22 protein-coding genes and 1 other RNA gene are annotated in these 16,654 nt (G+C 29.1%); 19 read left to right on the forward strand and 4 right to left on the reverse strand.

Going from position 1 to position 16,654, the window contains the following annotated elements; all coding sequences use genetic code 11:
- Window positions 1-76 precede the first annotated feature (76 nt).
- From dnaX to recR, 3 genes are read left to right on the forward strand one after another with little or no spacing between them, the layout of a single operon-like run.
- A complete protein-coding gene (gene dnaX, locus DY249_RS02515) occupies window positions 77-1,741 on the forward strand; it encodes a DNA polymerase III subunit gamma/tau (protein WP_115595072.1) in 1,665 nt (554 codons plus the stop codon).
- Window positions 1,742-1,752: 11 nt separating this feature from the next.
- Entirely contained in the window at window positions 1,753-2,091 is a 339-nt protein-coding gene (locus DY249_RS02520) for a YbaB/EbfC family nucleoid-associated protein (RefSeq protein WP_101539982.1), read from the forward strand.
- A complete protein-coding gene (gene recR / locus DY249_RS02525) occupies window positions 2,091-2,696 on the forward strand; it encodes a recombination mediator RecR (RefSeq protein ID WP_101539983.1) in 606 nt (201 codons plus the stop codon). The genes DY249_RS02520 and recR overlap by 1 nt, the downstream gene beginning before the upstream one ends.
- 585 nt (window positions 2,697-3,281) lie before the next feature.
- Here the strand turns inward: recR and DY249_RS02530 are convergent.
- Complete coding sequence (locus DY249_RS02530; RefSeq protein ID WP_115595073.1) at window positions 3,282-4,379, reverse strand: site-specific integrase; 1,098 nt, start codon at window positions 4,377-4,379, stop codon at window positions 3,282-3,284.
- A gap of 9 nt (window positions 4,380-4,388) precedes the next feature.
- The gene (locus DY249_RS02535; protein WP_115595074.1) at window positions 4,389-4,991 is read right to left on the reverse strand and encodes a helix-turn-helix domain-containing protein; all 603 of its coding nucleotides are present in this window, start codon (window positions 4,989-4,991) and stop codon (window positions 4,389-4,391) included.
- Between the two features lie 125 nt (window positions 4,992-5,116).
- Here DY249_RS02535 and DY249_RS02540 point away from each other — a divergent pair, with 125 nt between their 5' ends.
- The 10 genes from DY249_RS02540 to DY249_RS02585 all read left to right on the forward strand — a co-directional run bounded on the left by DY249_RS02540 (window position 5,117) and on the right by DY249_RS02585 (window position 10,323).
- Window positions 5,117-5,311, forward strand: coding sequence for a helix-turn-helix domain-containing protein (locus DY249_RS02540; RefSeq protein WP_245943488.1), 195 nt, complete (start codon window positions 5,117-5,119; stop codon window positions 5,309-5,311).
- 13 nt (window positions 5,312-5,324) lie between these two features.
- On the forward strand, window positions 5,325-5,528 hold the full coding sequence (locus DY249_RS02545) for a hypothetical protein (RefSeq protein WP_115595075.1): 204 nt from the start codon (window positions 5,325-5,327) through the stop codon (window positions 5,526-5,528).
- A 12-nt stretch (window positions 5,529-5,540) separates the two neighbouring features.
- Window positions 5,541-6,305, forward strand: a complete 765-nt coding sequence (locus tag DY249_RS02550; protein ID WP_115595076.1) for a conserved phage C-terminal domain-containing protein — start codon at window positions 5,541-5,543, stop codon at window positions 6,303-6,305.
- Window positions 6,306-6,320: 15 nt separating this feature from the next.
- Window positions 6,321-7,061 (forward strand): ATP-binding protein, encoded by a 741-nt coding sequence (locus DY249_RS02555; RefSeq protein WP_115595077.1) that lies wholly within the window; start codon window positions 6,321-6,323, stop codon window positions 7,059-7,061.
- Window positions 7,062-7,310: 249 nt separating this feature from the next.
- Window positions 7,311-7,751: a hypothetical protein gene (locus tag DY249_RS02560; RefSeq protein WP_115595078.1), complete on the forward strand. Its 441-nt coding sequence runs from the start codon at window positions 7,311-7,313 to the stop codon at window positions 7,749-7,751.
- A 15-nt stretch (window positions 7,752-7,766) separates the two neighbouring features.
- Window positions 7,767-8,054: a hypothetical protein gene (locus DY249_RS02565; protein WP_115595079.1), complete on the forward strand. Its 288-nt coding sequence runs from the start codon at window positions 7,767-7,769 to the stop codon at window positions 8,052-8,054.
- 30 nt (window positions 8,055-8,084) lie between these two features.
- Window positions 8,085-8,318: a hypothetical protein gene (locus tag DY249_RS02570; RefSeq protein WP_115595080.1), complete on the forward strand. Its 234-nt coding sequence runs from the start codon at window positions 8,085-8,087 to the stop codon at window positions 8,316-8,318.
- A 1-nt stretch (window position 8,319) separates the two neighbouring features.
- Window positions 8,320-8,628: a hypothetical protein gene (locus DY249_RS02575; RefSeq protein ID WP_115595081.1), complete on the forward strand. Its 309-nt coding sequence runs from the start codon at window positions 8,320-8,322 to the stop codon at window positions 8,626-8,628.
- A gap of 793 nt (window positions 8,629-9,421) precedes the next feature.
- Window positions 9,422-9,865 carry a Panacea domain-containing protein gene (locus DY249_RS02580; RefSeq protein ID WP_115595082.1) on the forward strand — a complete coding sequence of 148 codons (444 nt, stop codon included), beginning with the start codon at window positions 9,422-9,424 and terminating at the stop codon, window positions 9,863-9,865.
- Entirely contained in the window at window positions 9,865-10,323 is a 459-nt protein-coding gene (locus DY249_RS02585; protein ID WP_115595083.1) for a hypothetical protein, read from the forward strand. Before DY249_RS02580 ends, DY249_RS02585 begins: the two co-directional genes overlap by 1 nt.
- Window positions 10,324-10,575: 252 nt before the next feature.
- Here the strand turns inward: DY249_RS02585 and DY249_RS02590 are convergent, their stop codons facing one another.
- On the reverse strand, window positions 10,576-10,989 hold the full coding sequence (locus tag DY249_RS02590) for a hypothetical protein (RefSeq protein ID WP_115595084.1): 414 nt from the start codon (window positions 10,987-10,989) through the stop codon (window positions 10,576-10,578).
- Between the two features lie 417 nt (window positions 10,990-11,406).
- Between DY249_RS02590 and DY249_RS02595 the strand changes: the two genes are divergently transcribed.
- The 3 genes from DY249_RS02595 to DY249_RS02605 are packed head-to-tail and all read left to right on the forward strand — an operon-like array spanning window position 11,407 to window position 12,391.
- Window positions 11,407-11,613: a ribbon-helix-helix protein, CopG family gene (locus tag DY249_RS02595; RefSeq protein ID WP_115595085.1), complete on the forward strand. Its 207-nt coding sequence runs from the start codon at window positions 11,407-11,409 to the stop codon at window positions 11,611-11,613.
- A gap of 25 nt (window positions 11,614-11,638) precedes the next feature.
- The gene (locus DY249_RS02600; protein ID WP_115595086.1) at window positions 11,639-12,064 is read left to right on the forward strand and encodes a sigma factor; all 426 of its coding nucleotides are present in this window, start codon (window positions 11,639-11,641) and stop codon (window positions 12,062-12,064) included.
- A gap of 57 nt (window positions 12,065-12,121) precedes the next feature.
- The gene (locus DY249_RS02605; protein ID WP_115595087.1) at window positions 12,122-12,391 is read left to right on the forward strand and encodes a hypothetical protein; all 270 of its coding nucleotides are present in this window, start codon (window positions 12,122-12,124) and stop codon (window positions 12,389-12,391) included.
- Between the two features lie 67 nt (window positions 12,392-12,458).
- Here DY249_RS02605 and ssrA read toward each other — a convergent pair.
- Window positions 12,459-12,814, reverse strand: a transfer-messenger RNA (tmRNA) gene (gene ssrA / locus DY249_RS02610).
- Between the two features lie 150 nt (window positions 12,815-12,964).
- On the opposite strand from ssrA, the gene DY249_RS02615 reads away from it, so the two are divergent.
- The 3 genes from DY249_RS02615 to glgA are packed head-to-tail and all read left to right on the forward strand — an operon-like array spanning window position 12,965 to window position 16,654.
- Entirely contained in the window at window positions 12,965-14,098 is a 1,134-nt protein-coding gene (locus DY249_RS02615) for a glucose-1-phosphate adenylyltransferase (protein ID WP_115595088.1), read from the forward strand.
- Between the two features lies 1 nt (window position 14,099).
- Complete coding sequence (glgD, locus tag DY249_RS02620) at window positions 14,100-15,224, forward strand: glucose-1-phosphate adenylyltransferase subunit GlgD (RefSeq protein ID WP_115595089.1); 1,125 nt, start codon at window positions 14,100-14,102, stop codon at window positions 15,222-15,224.
- Window positions 15,224-16,654, forward strand: a complete 1,431-nt coding sequence (gene glgA, locus DY249_RS02625) for a glycogen synthase GlgA (protein WP_115595090.1) — start codon at window positions 15,224-15,226, stop codon at window positions 16,652-16,654. The genes glgD and glgA overlap by 1 nt, the downstream gene beginning before the upstream one ends.

Genomic DNA, 16,654 nt, shown 5'->3' on the forward strand with positions numbered 1-16,654 from the left:
ACATATTTAACTATACTATGAATTTTACTAAATGCAAAATTTTTTCATATGGTATAATGTTCTAGAAAGGAAAATTATGGTAAAAGCATTATATAGAGAATATAGGCCAAAAACTTTCGATGAGGTTTTGGGTCAGGATAGGGTAACAAATGTTCTAAAAAATCAAGTTAAAACTGGCAAAATTAGTCATGCTTATATATTTTCTGGCGAAAGAGGTACAGGAAAAACTTCTTGTGCAAAGATTTTTGCTAAAGCTATAAACTGCTTAAATCCCAAAGATGGATCACCATGTCTAGAATGTGAAAACTGCAAGGCTATAGAAGAAGAATCTACTATAGATATAGTGGAAATGGACGCAGCTAGTAATCGTAGAATAGATGATATTAGAAATTTAAAAGATAATGTTATTTATCCACCAAACAAACTAAAATATAAGGTCTACATTATAGATGAGGCTCATATGATTACTCGTGAAGCTTTTAATGCCTTACTAAAAATCATGGAAGAACCTCCAAGCCATTTAGTTTTTATTCTTGCAACAACAGAGATAGAAAAAGTGCCACGCACAATTTTATCACGTGTGCAAAGATTCGAGTTTAATAAAATTGATGATACCAATATTAAAACTCAAATAAATAAAGTACTAAATGATAGAAATATAAAAATGGATAATGAAGCTATCGATCTTATAATAAAAAAAGCAAATGGGGCTATGCGTGATGCACTAAGTATCTTAGATCAAGTTCTTTCTTATGGAGAAGATTCATATGATCTAGCTAAAGTGCAATCCTTGCTAGGTGTAGTTGACTTTTATGATGTAGATAAGCTGGCTAGTGCTATTATAAATAAAGATTCGAAGGCTAGTATGGAAAGTATCTTTATGCTTAGAAAGAATAATAAAAGCAATAATGATATTTTGGCAAGTTTAATCTCATATTTTAATGATATATTAATTTTAAAATTAACTGCCAATCAATCATACTTTGACAATGGCGAATACAAAGAATTTATAGAAAGAAGAGCCGAGCAAATTACAGATAGTGAGCTAGGTGATTATTTAGATATCTTGATAGAATATAACAACAAAATGAAGTTAACGGAAAATACAGATGTCATTAGCCAAGTTTGTATATTAAGATTATTAAATTTAAAAAATAAAGATAATCTAGACTCTAGAATCAGCTACTTAGAAAAAAATACTGGTGATGATATTATAGATACCGTTAATAAAATAGTAGATAATAAGATTTCAAATTTAAATCTAAATGAAATAAATATCCCAGTAAGTCATGGAAGAACACCTATAAAAGAAGAAAAAATATCAGAAAATATAAATGATAAATCTGAAAAAAATAATGAAAAAATCAAAACAAATACTTTATCATTAACATCGGTAGAAGAAGAAAAAATAAAATCAATGCTTATAAGAACTGCAGGTGGAGTGTTAAATGGACTTTTTGCAGATGAAGGTTTTAACTATAGGATAAATGAAAATATTTTTACCCTTTATATAAAAGAAGATTTTTATGTTTTGTTTATAGAAAATAAAATTGATGATATAAATGCAAATTTAAAAGAAATGCTAAAAGCAGATTACGAATTTGCTATTGATTCATATGAAAATATGAACAATAATATAAGTAATGCACCAAAACAAAAAAAAGAAAAAAACGAACAAGTATCTAAAGATAACTCTAGTAAATTAAGAGAAATCTTTGGTGATGAATTAATTATAGAATAGGAGAGATAATTATGGCAAGAGGCGGATTCCCAGGTGGGGGAGCAAATATGAATAATATGATGAAACAAGTTAAAAAGATGCAAGCAGAGATGGAAAAAGCTCAACAAGACATCGAAGAAAAAGAATTTGAATCCACATCAGGTGGCGGAGTAGTAACAGCAACTGTAAATGGAAAAAAAGAATTAGTGGGTCTTAAAATCGACGAGGATGTAATAGATCCAGAAGATAGCGAAATGCTAGAAGATTTAGTAATTGCCGCTGTAAATGATGCTTTAAAAAAAGCTGATGAATATAGCGGAGAAACAATGGGCAAACTAACAGGCGGATTAAATATACCTGGATTTATGTAATGGCGATTTTTCCAGAAAGTTTAGATAACTTAATAGGAGAATTTCAAAAATTACCAACAATAGGCAGAAAATCAGCAGAAAGACTTGCTATGAACATAGTAGATCGTGACCAAGCTGACATAAAAGATTTTGCCAATGCCTTATTAGAAGTAAAAGAGAAAATCCATAGATGTGAAATCTGCGGCAATCTTACAGAAGATGATATATGTGATGTTTGCAAAGATATAACTCGTGAAGAAGATTTTATATGTATAGTGGAAGATGTTAAAGATCTAATAGCTATAGAAAAATCAGGAGCCTACCATGGCAAATATCATGTACTAGGTGGTTTAATTTCTCCATCAGATGGCATAGGTCCTGATGAATTAAATATAGATAAACTTCTAAATCGCATAGAAAAAGAAGGGATAAATGAAATTATCCTAGCGATTTCTTCAACAATTGAAGGAGAAACAACAAGTTTATTTCTCACTAGTCTTTTAAATGAAAAAAGTATAAAAGTTACAAAAATTGCCCAAGGTATACCTGTAGGTTCGAACTTAGAATATTTTGACCAGCTCACCTTAGAAAGAGCTATAGAAGATAGGAGAGAAATCCGTGATTAAAGCATAAAGTTTACTATAACACTAATAACATTTTCTATTTTATCTGGTTTTTAGTAAAAATAGTTAAAATAACGAAGTAAAGTTATAAGAATTGCTTTATAAATAATAGTAGATAATATAGTTTAATAATAAATAAAAATTAAAAATCAAGAGCCCCAAAATGGCTCTTTTTTGTGCTTTTTATATAAATAATAGGAATAAAAATTTATGCACAGACATTTTAAATAGCTTATATCATAAAATATGAATGATTGGATTGTGTATAGACTATATTGATAGAGTAGTATAGCTTTAGTAATGAAATTACAAAGAGAGAATAGTAATAAAAAAGAGGACAAATAGTCCTCTTTTTTCTTTGTTTGTTGTACCAAACTTTATATGCATGACATTGCTAACTAGTAGGTGTAAAACTGTAAGATTCAAATATTTGAATTTTTATTTGGTGGAGATGATGGGATACTTTAGTACCTTTTTGATATTTCTATATGGTTGATAAATACACATTTTAAGATATACATTTGCTATTATTTCCGCTTATTTTGTTATCTTTTAATAATTTTAGTACTTATTTAGTACCTTTTTTTACTAGCAATCTCTATTCATCAATTCGATTAAGTTAGTTTCTGAAGTAGGGTAGAAGTGTGAGTAAGTGTCTAGGGTGGTAGATGTATCCTTATGACCTAATCTCTTTGAGATAAGAACAATATTAATATTATGATTTATCAGGTAGCTAGCGTGTGAGTGTCTTAAATCGTGTACTCTAATTCTTTTAATTAATGGCTTGTTATCATCATGATTCTTATTGTATTGTTCTATCTCTTCATTGCATTTCTTAAGACCTTTACTGATTCCATTTTCTATAAATCTCTTTTCCCAATTAAACATATAATCAGTATCTGAATTATTGTAGCATTTGCTTTTATAATCTCTTAATAGGTCAATAGTAGAATCAGGTAGGCTAATTTCCCTGCTTTCATATGTTTTAGTTTGGGTTACTACATTCTTGCCCTTAATTCTTTGAAGAGATCTATCGACTAATAATGTCTTATTATCTAAATTTAATTTGCCCCGTGTTAAGGCTAATAGTTCGCCTTTTCTAATACCTGACCAATATAAGAGATTGATTGCAGTCTTTGCCTTTATATCTTCAATGTTATTATAGACTGTCTGATATTCTTCAAGTGTCCAAAACATTTTTTCTTCAGGTATGTAGTTAGGGTTCTTTGCTCTTTTTACAAGTCTAAAAGGGTTATTAGGTAGACCATAATAGTTTACGGCGTGATTTAATAGTCCGCTGAATTCTGACCTAAGTCCTGTAATGTAACCATCTGAACAATCTTGTTTAATTAACTTATTTTGCCAATGTTTTAAGTCTTTGGCGGTAATTTCATTGAGAGGTTTATCAGGGAAAGTCTCCATTATCTTTTTATATTTTGATGTTTTAGTTAATTGGCTTCTTTGTCTTAACTGTGGGTACTGGTCTTTCTTATATAGCTCTATGAAGCTAGATAATAACATTGTAGGCTCTCCCTGTCTTGAAAGCAAGAATTCACGTTCAAACTCTAATGCATCGCTTTTTCTAGAGAATCCCATTTTCTTTTTCTGTCTTCTATTACCATCTCCATCTTTATAATAGAATTTGCAGTACCATTTGCCTGTGTTTTTGTCCTTGTATGCTGACATCGTTATTTATTAAAATGGTGTACCCGTATTATCGGGTCTTGCTTCGTCATCTTTTTCTATCTCTTCAAGTTCATTTATAAGTTTAAATTTAGGGCTTCTATCACGTTCTAAGTTTTGAATAGTATCTACTAAGTCAAACAGCAATCTGTTATCTTGCTCTTCGGAGATGATTGTTTCAGAAAATTCTGTTGTATAATCATTAAGGGATAATGTTATATCTCTAATATAAAGCTCATTATTATCAAATTTATATTTCAAATTAAGATTATATTCAGTACCACGTATCAAACATTTATAAGTACAATCATAGTAGTTTGATGGATCTTCAAACTTTTCCCATAAGATTTTCTCGTCTGCAGTTATCTTAATTAGCAGATTGATGAGCTCGGTGTCCTCATTTTTTACAAAGCTTTTATCATTTCCTTTTAATTCGCTCACGCTTACATCAAGAACATTAGAAATTTTATATAAGCTATCATCAGAAGCGTTATTAGTTGCATTTTCAATTTGAGATATAAAAGACCTAGAGAGACCAGTCTTTTCTGCCAAGTCCTTTTGAGTCAGACCCTTTTTACGTCTATAAAATGCTATGTTTTCACTTATAATACTCATTTTATCACCTCTTTATTATCAACATTATAACATTATTTATTAAATTCACAAGTAAATTAGTTTGCTATTTGGTAAATATAGTGTACAATGTACACAAGATACATTTAATACACGGGAGGTTATTAGTGAAATTAAAGATAAATAATATTAAATTTTTGATGAATGGAATGACTTATGAAAAACTCTCAGAAAAAACGGGGTTGTCTAAAACATGGCTCGCGACAGTTATTAATAGGGGTCATGCAAGCATGAATGTAGTAAATAAAATTGCTGAAGCTTTAGATGTAGATCCAAAAGAGATAGTTAAACTTGAAGACTAGAAAGGGGTTGTAAATGCTTTTAGATGTGAATCAAGTAATGGTAATACTTAACTGCGGTAAGAGTAGAGCATATAATTCTATAAAGATTTTAAATAAGGAATTAGAAAGAGATGGCTATCTTACTATTCAGGGTCGTATTCCTGCAGAATATTTAGCTAGTAGATTTAGACTTGATGAAGAAGATATTAAGCTACAAGTAACAGAAATGGCGAAATAGTGAGGTTGTTTCTTGAATGAAAAGGAAAAGGAATTAAAGAAAACTGAATATGAAAAGAAAAATCCCGACTATTTTACAGTAATACCTGCTATTGTAAGATATGATGATAAGTTAAGAGCGAATGAAAAGATTTTATATTCTGAAATCTTAACGTTATCAAGAAAGAATGGTTACTGTTATGCAAGCAATAAGTACTTATCAGATTTGTATGGTGTTAGTATTACTATTATTTCGAGGTGGATTAATAGCTTAATCAAATACGGATATTTGGTATCTGAAAATGAATATAAAGCTGGTACTAATTACATTCTTAGAAGAAAACTATATCCAACAAATGTTAAAGATATATTGAATAAAAGTTCAACATATATTGAACAAACGTTCAATAACGATATTGAACAAAAGTTCAAGGATAATAATACAAGTATTAATGATATGAATAATAAGAAGAGTAATAATAGTCGAGCAGATGAAAAGAATGATGAATTAATAGACCAAGTTGTTAATTATTTGAATGAAAAAACTGGTAAAGATTTTAAAGCTACTACAAAGCAAACTGTAAGCTTGATAAAGGCTAGAGCAAGAGATGGTAATAGTTTTGATGATTTTAAAAAGGTTATAGATACGAAAACTAATCAATGGTTATCTAATCCTGATATGAATAGATATTTAAGACCACAAACATTATTTGGTAACAAGTTTGAAGCATACCGAGAAGAATACTCTAATAACAACGGATTCAATAATTCAAATGAGATAAACAAATACGATTGGTAAAGGAGAAATGATTAAATGAATTTAGATGGAATGATAAATGATTATAAACAAATGGGCAAAGTAAACAATAGAAGTGAAAAAACACTTGCTGAATTGCTGGAGCAAAAAGAAAGAGAACTGCAAGCTAAAATCAATAAAGCTAGTAAGCACTTAGACAATGAAAGGTATATAAAAAATCTTTCAAGAATGCCTAAAAAAACTATAGATCTAACATTGAATGATATTAAGAATACATGGGAATCCGAAGAAATGCCTCAAGTTAATATGGCTATTGATTCAGTATATGATTTCAAAACCTTAGAAAAAGGTTTATACATTTACAGTAAACAACCGGGTACTGGAAAAACAACTTTACTTAGTGCATTAGCTAGAGCCGTATATAAACAATATGAAGAACCAATATTCTTTGCAACTGAAGAATATATCTTATCTAAAGTTAAGGAATCATATAACCCTGAAGCTCAAACTAGCGAAGATGAAGTTATAAGGGATATAGCTAAAAATAGGGCTGTGTTCATTGATGAATTAGGACAAAATAGTACAGATTGGGCAGTTAGAACACTTAAAAGATTATTAGATGAGATGATGAACAATGACTCAATTTTATTTGTTACTTCAAATTATGGTTTAAATGATTTAGCTGCGAAGCTATATTCAAAAGAAAATAACTCTCTTAACAGAACTATTGATCAATTTGTAGATAGACTTAACGGAATGACAAAACCTGTTAAGTTTGGAAATAAAAGTTATAGATAAAAATAAAGCCCTTTGCAAAGAGCAAGGGGCTAATAAAATAATGTACTAATAGTATAAACAATTTTAGCTAAAACTTCAACTGAAAATAATCGAGGTAAGAGATATAAGAATTATATTAAAATTCCTTAAGATTTAGTATGTAGATTAGATTCTAATCACTTTGGCATATAAACATATACTTCGATTTCTAAAATCTCTTAAATCGTAAAATATGAAGTTTTGTTATACAGAAATAAGATAGGAATAAATTTGAATATAAAAGAATACTTAGATAGAGAAAAAAATATATTTGATTTATCAAAAGAGATGATTACAGATGATATTGGTTTAAATTACATGATTGGATATAGAGAGGGATACAAAGAAGCCTATAATCAAGTTCGAAAGATTTTGAAAAATTTAAGCTGGTTATTGATACCTGAATATATATTTCATCAGATTGACCTGTGGGATTTAGTTTATATCATCAATCAATTTGAATATACAGATGAAGAGATTGATACCTTGATAAAAGTAAAAAAAGCTGATTTTGATATGTATATAAAGTTAGGAGAAAAATATTCTGAAGATATAAAAGAATCGATATATGATCAATTTTATAGTATGGATAAAACCAAATCTAGAACTTTCATAAATGAGCTATTGAACAAAATAACAATGGATAAAAAACTATCAAAACTAAAGAATTAATTAAGGAGATAAGAAGTGAATAATACTGACTTATTTGAAAGCAATTGCGTAACATTGCCAAATAATATAATAGGGCAACCTGATTTTATACTAAAATCTAAAAAGGAATGTGAGGAGATAAAACAAGGTGATTTTATTTTCTGCAAGCATATATTTAATAATCGTGAACTTAAGCAATCAGATATTGGAGTAGCAGTCATAGATGGTAATACTAATCTCTATGAGATTTCAAAACTAACCAATGATGAGATGGATAAAATAGACTTTGTAGCTAAAGTTACAGGGATATACAGAGACATTTAATGTCTAAATAATTACAGTGAGAGGGAAAAGATGAATAAAAAAGAAACTAAGAAAATAATTATGGATTTAGAAAGCGAATCGTACAACCTATATAAAGGCATAGAAGCCTTTTTATATAGAGTTCTACCACATAATACGGACATGGAAAAAGACTATTCAATGGCATTGTTAGGATGCTTAGCAAATCAATCAAAATTAGTACATGAGTTGGCTTATACATTATATGATGATACTGAAAGCGTATTAGATAAAGCGGAGGAATAAAATGGAAAAACTAAACGATTATATTATAGATCCTTGTTATGATATGTATATTGACCTAATTAGTGAGATGGGAGAAGATATTGTCTATAACTCATCATCAAGAGAATTTGAAGATGGTGAGGTTATAATAACATTGTGCGAGGGGCTACCTAGTGTGTATTTAAAATCAGATGGAAATAAATTAATTATGCAAATGCACATTCTAGCTACTGGGACTGTATCCACTACAGATATAACAAATCTTGATAAAATAAAAGATGTAATACCTGAAGTTATAGCAACAATGTATGATGAAAATATTATTATATAGAAAAATTGGAGCAAGGAATTCCTTGCTCTTTTCATATTGTGGTTAGTTTCAAGTTATATTTAGGTATAAATCAATCTTTTCTAATATCTTATTTAGTTTCTTGAATGGTCATGCTTCTCCTCTAATTTTATATAAATACAAACAAAAACTAACATTAAATACTTGATTATTGGCTATTATTATGCTTATTATTAAGGATTTACTGGATTTGGAATATTTTTATATCACATTTCTACATAATTTACTTAGCTAGATAAGATAGGAGAGGTGTAAAACAAAATGCTTATATTTACTAGTTTAATAACTATTGTTTCAAATTTTTATACCTTCTACCTTTTATTTAAGAACTCCAATCTAATATTTTGATGATGACATTTGATGACTTTTTATATTATATAGATATCGATATACTCTATAAGTAATACCATAAAAAAATATAATCTAAACATCTATAGTTTATCATACGCAAAATCTAAGAATATAGATTTATGTGAGCTAGACTGATTTTATCATATAAGAGATAGATGAAAAGAAGAGATTGACTAAATAATATCATATATAATAAACTTAAATATTTTATTAGTAAATTGTCGGTATATAGTAATAAGTAGTATATAACATTCATGCTTAGTTTGAGTTGGTTAATGGCTAGCTCTTTTTTAATGTTAAAGATTCATATAATATATATTTTATATATTATATGAATACAAAATGAAATGGAATAGTATTTAAGTTTATGATAATATACAAGTAAATAGAGGAGAAAGTTTCTTTCAATAAATAGGGGGATAAAATGACTAGTATATTTGATGTAGTTAATTACATTTTAAGTAAAAATGGAGAAATGACTTCGATGAAACTTCAAAAGCTGACCTACTATTCTCAAGCGTGGAATCTAGCTTGGGAGGGGAAACCTTTATTTGACGAGGAGTTTGAAGCATGGGCTAATGGTCCGGTTTGTAGTGAATTATTCAGAGTTCACAAAGGTCAATTTATCGTAAATAAAGAAATTTTTGAAGATTTTGGAGATGAAAATAATTTAAATAAAACCGAAAAAGAGAATATTGATGAGGTTTTAAAAACTTATGGCGATAAAGAGCCTTACTGGTTAAGTAACTTAACACATATGGAAAGGCCTTGGAAAGAAATCAGATTAAAAAATAATTGTAAAGATGGTGATTTTTGTAATGAAATCATACCTAAAGATTTAATGCAAGAATATTATGCTGGGTTATAATGGCTAAAAGGGTTAAACAAGGCGGAGAGCCATCATTATATAAAAAAACACGTGTTGCTGAAAGTCCAGATGCATTTTATGATAAAAATCCTTCTTGGAATTTACACAAATGCGATAAAAGCGGTGGGAGTTGGTGTGTAAATCATTCTGTATTAAATGATGATATTTATAAAAAATTAAGTGATTTTGAAAGAATGACTTGGAAAGAGATTGTTAAACAAACTGGCGGACCTAAAAAAGGGACCAATAATCATTTTATTGGTTTCAAAGATCTTGATAAAAAGGCCCAAAATAGATTAATAAAACTAAATTTAGTAAACTTATCAGATAATCTATTTTCTCTTAGGCTTAATGGAAGAACTAGATTATTTGGTTTTCTAGATGAATCGGGTATTTTTAGTATACTGTGGTTGGATAAAAATCACGAAGTTTGTCCGTCGATAAAAAAGAATACTTAATAATAAATATAAAAAGCATTTTAATAAAGTAGTTTATAATTTGTATCATAACTTAATTATGTTCAATATAGAATGATTAGGGTCACTAATATGTGACTCTTTTTTTGAACTTATATATATTAGGTATATCTTATATATATTAGGTATATAAAGATATGGAGTTCTATTTTAAATAGCTTATATCTTAAAATATAGAGATTGATTATTGAAACAAAAAGAGAATATACCAATAGAGATGAATTAGATCCAATTTTATTCCCGTAACTCTCGTATAACTGATAATTCAGAATCTATTTTTTCAAGTATCCTGTTTTCTCTCCTGTATAGGGTAGATTTGGTAGTATATAAATGGTTTGCTAGTTGTCGCTTGCTAATTTTATTATTTCCATGCATATTTAACAACAATTCGATTTCATCATTTTCTAATGACTGTAAGGCTGATTCTATGGTATCTATAAATACCTTATCTTTATACATTTCAGCATTTAAAATTTTAATTCTACAATCTAAATCTTCAACTTTTTTTATAAAATTTGGGTCTATACTTTCCTGATCGATATCGTTCTTTATTTTTTCTAAATATGTAGCTTGATTTGATAATGCTTCTTGTTCTTTTTTTATTTTGATGTACTTCTTAATTTCTTTTCTGGTTTGCTCTATACTCACTTAGACCTCCTAACATTTGTTATCATGGAATTACAATAGTAAAGAATTGTAGATACAATCAGTAATCTATATTCTCTAAAGTATATTCAAGGCTAATTATTATATCGGCTATTACCCTAGTAACAATATAAAACGCCCTTAAATCTCAAAATAAGCTCCTTAATATTATAGATACTATCTAAAAAACTCAAAAATAGTGTATAATATACAGTAAAATACATTGGCTTGAAATAGGCGTTATCATAATTAATGTAAGTCAATAATTACACAAAAGAATCATTTTGTGCAATAATTGTTAGTAAATAATAAGAATTGTGTATATTATACCATATAGATGAATGATAATTTTTGTCCTACTTTTATTATTTAGTGTTATCATATAAATAGATAGCTACTAATTATTAGGAGGATAAAACAATGACTAATCTAGATGACATAAATAGCAATAAAGTAGGTAGACCATTTTTACCAAGAGATGAGAGAAAAGACTATAAGATTACAATTAGGGTTGATAATGAGCTTAAGAAAATGATTGATGAACTAGTAGATAGTAAGAATCTATCAAGGGCTGAATTATTTAGAAAAGCTATAGAAGAATACTCTATCAATCATAAAGAAGAATAGTAAGTTCTCTTGATTGGAGGGCAATTTGGAGCAAGCAATCTCTTATGATAACAATATAGATCTATTTAAAGAATATCAGAAAACAAAATCTATTAGATTAAGAAATGAAATAGCATTAAAGAATAAGAAATTAATTTATATTGGAATGAAAGGCTTGTATAGCTCTAATGCAAATGACATTGAAGAACTGGAGCAAGAAGCCTTTATTTGTCTTCTTAAGGCTGTAGAAACATTTGATGTTAGTAAAGGCTTTAAGTTTTCAACATATGCTATTAGTTGTATCAAAGCTATTACTAGAAATAGATTAGATTATAGTATAGATTTATCTCTTGATGAGCCTATTCAAAATCAAGACGGAGAAAATCTATCGATGGTCGACACTCTAGAAGATGAAAGGGTAGACATTGAGAGTGATTGCGTAGATAGATATAATCGAAATCGATTTAAATAAATACTAACTAAAGAGGAATACAAGGTCTTAGATATGTTTTATATTAAGGAGATGTCTATGAAATGTATAGCCCAAAGTTTAGAATTTACTACTGGTAGGGTGCAAAATATAAAACATAATGCGGAGAAAAAGATTTATAATTCAAAGTACTTTCAGGATTATAGAGAAGAAGCTTTATACTATGATGAGATTATCTATATAAAAGCTTATGACTATTCAAGCCTTAAAGTTCAAACTTCTAATATTTCAAATCCTGTACTAGATACAGTTTTAAAATTAGAAAAAAGAGATAATGATATATTTAAAAATGTCTTATTAGGAAAATAAAATAAATAGTACTTTTTTAGTACTTCAAAAAAATAAAGCCTTGATATTTCAAGGCTTTTAGTGTATATGGTGGAGATGATGGGAGTCGAACCCATGTCCGTGGAAGCATCCTTATTAGCTTCTACAAGTTTAGTAAGTTTTTAAATTTCGCATAAAACTTATAAACTTACAAATATTTTTTATGCTAGCTTCATATTACTGAATATACTGCAAAGCTTAGGTATATTAGTTTGTCGCTAAAATTATGAAACAAATTGTAAGTTCGCGACTAACCTACAATTCATTGCTACCAGATTCTTAGGCAGCTAGTGCGAAGTTTGCTTCGCTATTATTGTTTGCGTTTATATTTAAACTGTGGATTTACGTTCCACACTCGACTTGCTACTAATAATTACTCGACCACGTCGAAACCATGGCATCCCCATGTAACTAATACTATACGTTTTGCATCTGTGTTGTCAAAGAGAGGTGGATTTTGTAAAATATATATTAAGAAAAGGTTTTTTTAAAACTATATTTCAATTTAGGGTATTAATATATTATATAAGACAAGTCTCTTTAAAAGGAGGGCATATGAGAAACTCAAATAAAACCGCAGCAATGTTATTAGCCGGTGGACAAGGTTCAAGGTTAAAGGCATTGACAAAAGATATGGCAAAACCTGTTGTACCTTTTGGAGGAAAATACAGAATTATAGACTTTGCTTTAAGTAATTCAACTAATTCAGAAATAAAAGATATAGGTGTCTTAACTCAATATAAGCCACAACTATTAAATCGCCACTTAGGCATAGGTTCAGCTTGGGATTATGATAGAAATCATGGTGGTCTACGCATCCTTTCTCCTTATTATACAGAAGAAGGAGGAAAATGGTTTGAAGGTACTGCTAGTGCTATCTATGAAAATATAAATTATCTTGACCAAGTAGATCCAGAATATGTTTTAATTCTTTCAGGCGATCATATTTATAAAATGGATTACAGGAAGCTTTTAGATATCCACAAAGAAAAGGGAGCTGATGCTACTATAGCTGTTATGGAAGTTGATTGGGAGGAGGCAAGCCGATTTGGTATTATGAATACTGATGAAGATGGAAGGATAACTGAGTTTGAAGAAAAGCCAGAAAATCCAAAATCTAACCTAGCTTCAATGGGTATCTATGTTTTTAATTGGAAAGTTTTAAGAAAAGCATTGATTGAAGATAATGAAAATCCAGAATCATCTAATGACTTTGGTAAAGATATTATTCCAAAAATGCTAAACGATAACCAACCGCTCTATGTATATAAATTTGATGGTTATTGGAAAGATGTTGGAACTGTTAGAAGCTACTGGCAAGCAAATCTTGATTTGATAAATCCAAACAATGAGCTTGGTATATATGATGAAGATTGGAAAATATATACAACAAGTTTAAATTTGCCACCACATAGAATTGGCGTAAATGGTACACTAAATGATGCTTTAGTTAATGAAGCATGTGTAATAGATGGAAAAGTAGATGATTCTGTTTTATTTTCTAATGTAACTGTAGAAGAAGGAGCTGAAGTTTATAATTCTGTTTTATTAAATGGATCAAAGGTAAATGCAGGATGCAAAATTTATAATTGCGTTGTTGCAGAAGATATAGAAATAGCAGAAGATATTGGACAAAGTGGTACTGACAAAGTTTATTTGGTAAGCTCTGAAGGTATCGAGGAGGAGTAATATGGATAATATTTTAGCATTAATATATAGCTCAGAATTTAATCCAGCTGATTATGGGGAATTATGCAAGGTAAGGCCTGATTATATGCTACCTTTTGCTAGTAGATATAGGATTATCGACTTTACATTATCAAACTTAACTAACTATGATATAAGCAATGTGATTTTATATGCTGGAAATAAAATGCGTTCTACCCTAGATCATATAGGTGATGGACGTAGCTGGGAATTAAATAGAAGACGTGGAGGACTGACTATTAATCCTCCAAATTATGATATTATAAACCCAACTGAAATAGAAACTTATTTTGATACTATTAGAGCCTTTGAAAATAATAATGCAGAATATGTTTTTATTACAAATCCTATGTATATCAACAAAGTTGATATAGGAGATGCCAAAGAACGCTTAAAAACAGAAGGCAGGGATGCATTAATTTTTACTAAAAAAACTGAAGATAAAGATGGATTTTTCTTAAATCGTAAGATAATTAATTCTAGTGAAGATGGCAAGCCAATTAGTGCTGGGTTAAATTTAGGAACTAGTGATGAATTTGATCTATTTGCTGGCTCTATAATTATTAAAAGAGAGATATTTTTGAGAGTATTAAGATATGCAGAAGAAAAAAATAGTATAACGACTATGCTAACAGCTATTTTTGAATTTCCAGAAGACCTAGACGTTGGTTTCTATAGAATAGATAATCAATTAGAGATCATTATGGATACTTATTCTTTCTTTGATGCTAATCTTAAATTATTAGACAGAGAGTACTTCAATAATTTATTTTATAAAGATGGACTTGTTTATACAAAATCTAAAGACGAACCATCTACTTCCTATACAAAAGATAGCAAAGTTAAAAATTCTTTGGTAGCAAATGGTGCAATAATTGATGGAGTAGTAGAAAATTCTGTAATATTTAGGGGAGTAAGTGTTAAAAAGGGAGCTGTAATTAAGAATTCTGTTATTTTCCAAGATAGTGTAATAGGGGAAGAATCTATATTAAACTTTGTAATAGCAGAAAAAGGTACCCAAATAGGAAAAAATGTAAAACTATTTGGAAACAGATCTCATCCATATGTATCAAGCAAAAATGAAATTTTAGAGGAATGGAGTTATTAATGAACATTCTTTATCTAACTGGGGAAGCAGTTCCATTTATAAAAACAGGTGGACTTGCAGATGTAGCAGGCTCTCTTCCAAAAGAACTTATAAAACTTGGTTGCGATATAAGAGTGGTATTGCCTTTATTTTCGTCAATAGATGAATCTTACAAGGCAAAAATGGAAAAAATCACCGAATTTTATGTAGACCTTGATTGGAAACATCAATATGCTGGTGTTTATGGCTTAGAGTTTGATGGGATTAAATATTATTTTATAGACAACCTTGAATATTTTGATCGTGAGAATCCTTACGGATACGATGATGATGCAGAAAGATTTATATTTTTTTCAAAGGCTTGTACACTATTAGGAAAAGAAATAAACTTTAAACCTGATATTATCCACTCAAATGACTGGCATACAGCAATGGTAAATGTATTTGTAAATGATTATAGGCGTGGAGATAGCTATTATGATGATGTTAGAACTCTATTTACCATCCATAATTTAAAATATCAAGGTGTTTTTGATCCTGAATATTTACGATTAGCAGGATTAGATGGATCATACTTTAATGAGAATGATTTAAAGTTTTATGATGCAATAAACTTTATGAAAGCCGGTATAATTCACGCAACTGCTGTAAATACAGTTTCTGAAAATTATGCTAGAGAAATACATTATCCATTTTATGGAGAGGGTCTTGATGGAGTGATTAGACAATATGATTATAAACTTTCTGGCATAGTAAATGGTATAGATTACTCAGAATGGAATCCAGCTACTGATCAAATGATTGATCAAAATTATGATATAAATTCAATAGATAAAAAAGTTTTAAATAAGCTTGCTATTCAAAAGCTTTATGGATTGCCAGAAAGAGAAGATGTTCCTATGATAGGACTTGTTTCTAGGCTAAATGAGATGAAGGGGATGGATCTTATCCGCTTCATTTTAGAAGAACTCTTACAAGAAGATATACAATTTGTACTTTTAGGAACAGGTGATTATACATACGAAGAAATGTTTAAATATTTTGCTTGGAAATATCCGGAAAAAATGGCAAGCAGGATTTATTTTGGAGGAGCAGAAGCTCATAAAATATATGCTGCAAGTGATTTTTATTTGATGCCATCTATATCCGAACCATGTGGTATTAGCCAGTTAATTGCCATGAGATATGGTACTTTACCGATAGTTCGTGAAGCAGGAGGATTGAAAGATACAGTTATTCCATATAATGAGTACACAGGAGAAGGAACTGGATATTCATTTTCAAATATAAATGCCCACGAACTTTTATTTACAATAAAAAATGCTATAAGTATATATAATAATCAAGAATCAGATCATGAAAGATTGATAAAAAATGCTATGAGCCAAGATATAGACTGGAATATGTCTGCAGGTAAATATTTTAAATTATATGAAAATATACGACCATAA

Source organism: Anaerococcus octavius, from assembly GCF_900445265.1.
GTDB lineage: Bacteria > Bacillota > Clostridia > Tissierellales > Peptoniphilaceae > Anaerococcus > Anaerococcus octavius.

What these genes read in the sequence shown, in the direction of transcription:
- dnaX (WP_115595072.1), top strand. Translation starts at nt 77, where the DNA reads ATGGTAAAAGCATTATATAGAGAATATAGGCCAAAAACTTTCGATGAG.
- DY249_RS02545 (WP_115595075.1), top strand. Translation starts at nt 5,325, where the DNA reads ATGCTTTTAGATGTGAATCAAGTAATGGTAATACTTAACTGCGGTAAG.
- DY249_RS02535 (WP_115595074.1), bottom strand. Translation starts at nt 4,991, where the DNA reads ATGAGTATTATAAGTGAAAACATAGCATTTTATAGACGTAAAAAGGGT.
- glgA (WP_115595090.1), top strand. Translation starts at nt 15,224, where the DNA reads ATGAACATTCTTTATCTAACTGGGGAAGCAGTTCCATTTATAAAAACA.
- DY249_RS02555 (WP_115595077.1), top strand. Translation starts at nt 6,321, where the DNA reads ATGAATTTAGATGGAATGATAAATGATTATAAACAAATGGGCAAAGTA.
- DY249_RS02570 (WP_115595080.1), top strand. Translation starts at nt 8,085, where the DNA reads ATGAATAAAAAAGAAACTAAGAAAATAATTATGGATTTAGAAAGCGAA.
- glgD (WP_115595089.1), top strand. Translation starts at nt 14,100, where the DNA reads ATGGATAATATTTTAGCATTAATATATAGCTCAGAATTTAATCCAGCT.
- DY249_RS02585 (WP_115595083.1), top strand. Translation starts at nt 9,865, where the DNA reads ATGGCTAAAAGGGTTAAACAAGGCGGAGAGCCATCATTATATAAAAAA.
- DY249_RS02575 (WP_115595081.1), top strand. Translation starts at nt 8,320, where the DNA reads ATGGAAAAACTAAACGATTATATTATAGATCCTTGTTATGATATGTAT.
- DY249_RS02520 (WP_101539982.1), top strand. Translation starts at nt 1,753, where the DNA reads ATGGCAAGAGGCGGATTCCCAGGTGGGGGAGCAAATATGAATAATATG.
- DY249_RS02580 (WP_115595082.1), top strand. Translation starts at nt 9,422, where the DNA reads ATGACTAGTATATTTGATGTAGTTAATTACATTTTAAGTAAAAATGGA.
- DY249_RS02530 (WP_115595073.1), bottom strand. Translation starts at nt 4,379, where the DNA reads ATGTCAGCATACAAGGACAAAAACACAGGCAAATGGTACTGCAAATTC.
- DY249_RS02615 (WP_115595088.1), top strand. Translation starts at nt 12,965, where the DNA reads ATGAGAAACTCAAATAAAACCGCAGCAATGTTATTAGCCGGTGGACAA.
- recR (WP_101539983.1), top strand. Translation starts at nt 2,091, where the DNA reads ATGGCGATTTTTCCAGAAAGTTTAGATAACTTAATAGGAGAATTTCAA.
- DY249_RS02595 (WP_115595085.1), top strand. Translation starts at nt 11,407, where the DNA reads ATGACTAATCTAGATGACATAAATAGCAATAAAGTAGGTAGACCATTT.
- DY249_RS02605 (WP_115595087.1), top strand. Translation starts at nt 12,122, where the DNA reads ATGAAATGTATAGCCCAAAGTTTAGAATTTACTACTGGTAGGGTGCAA.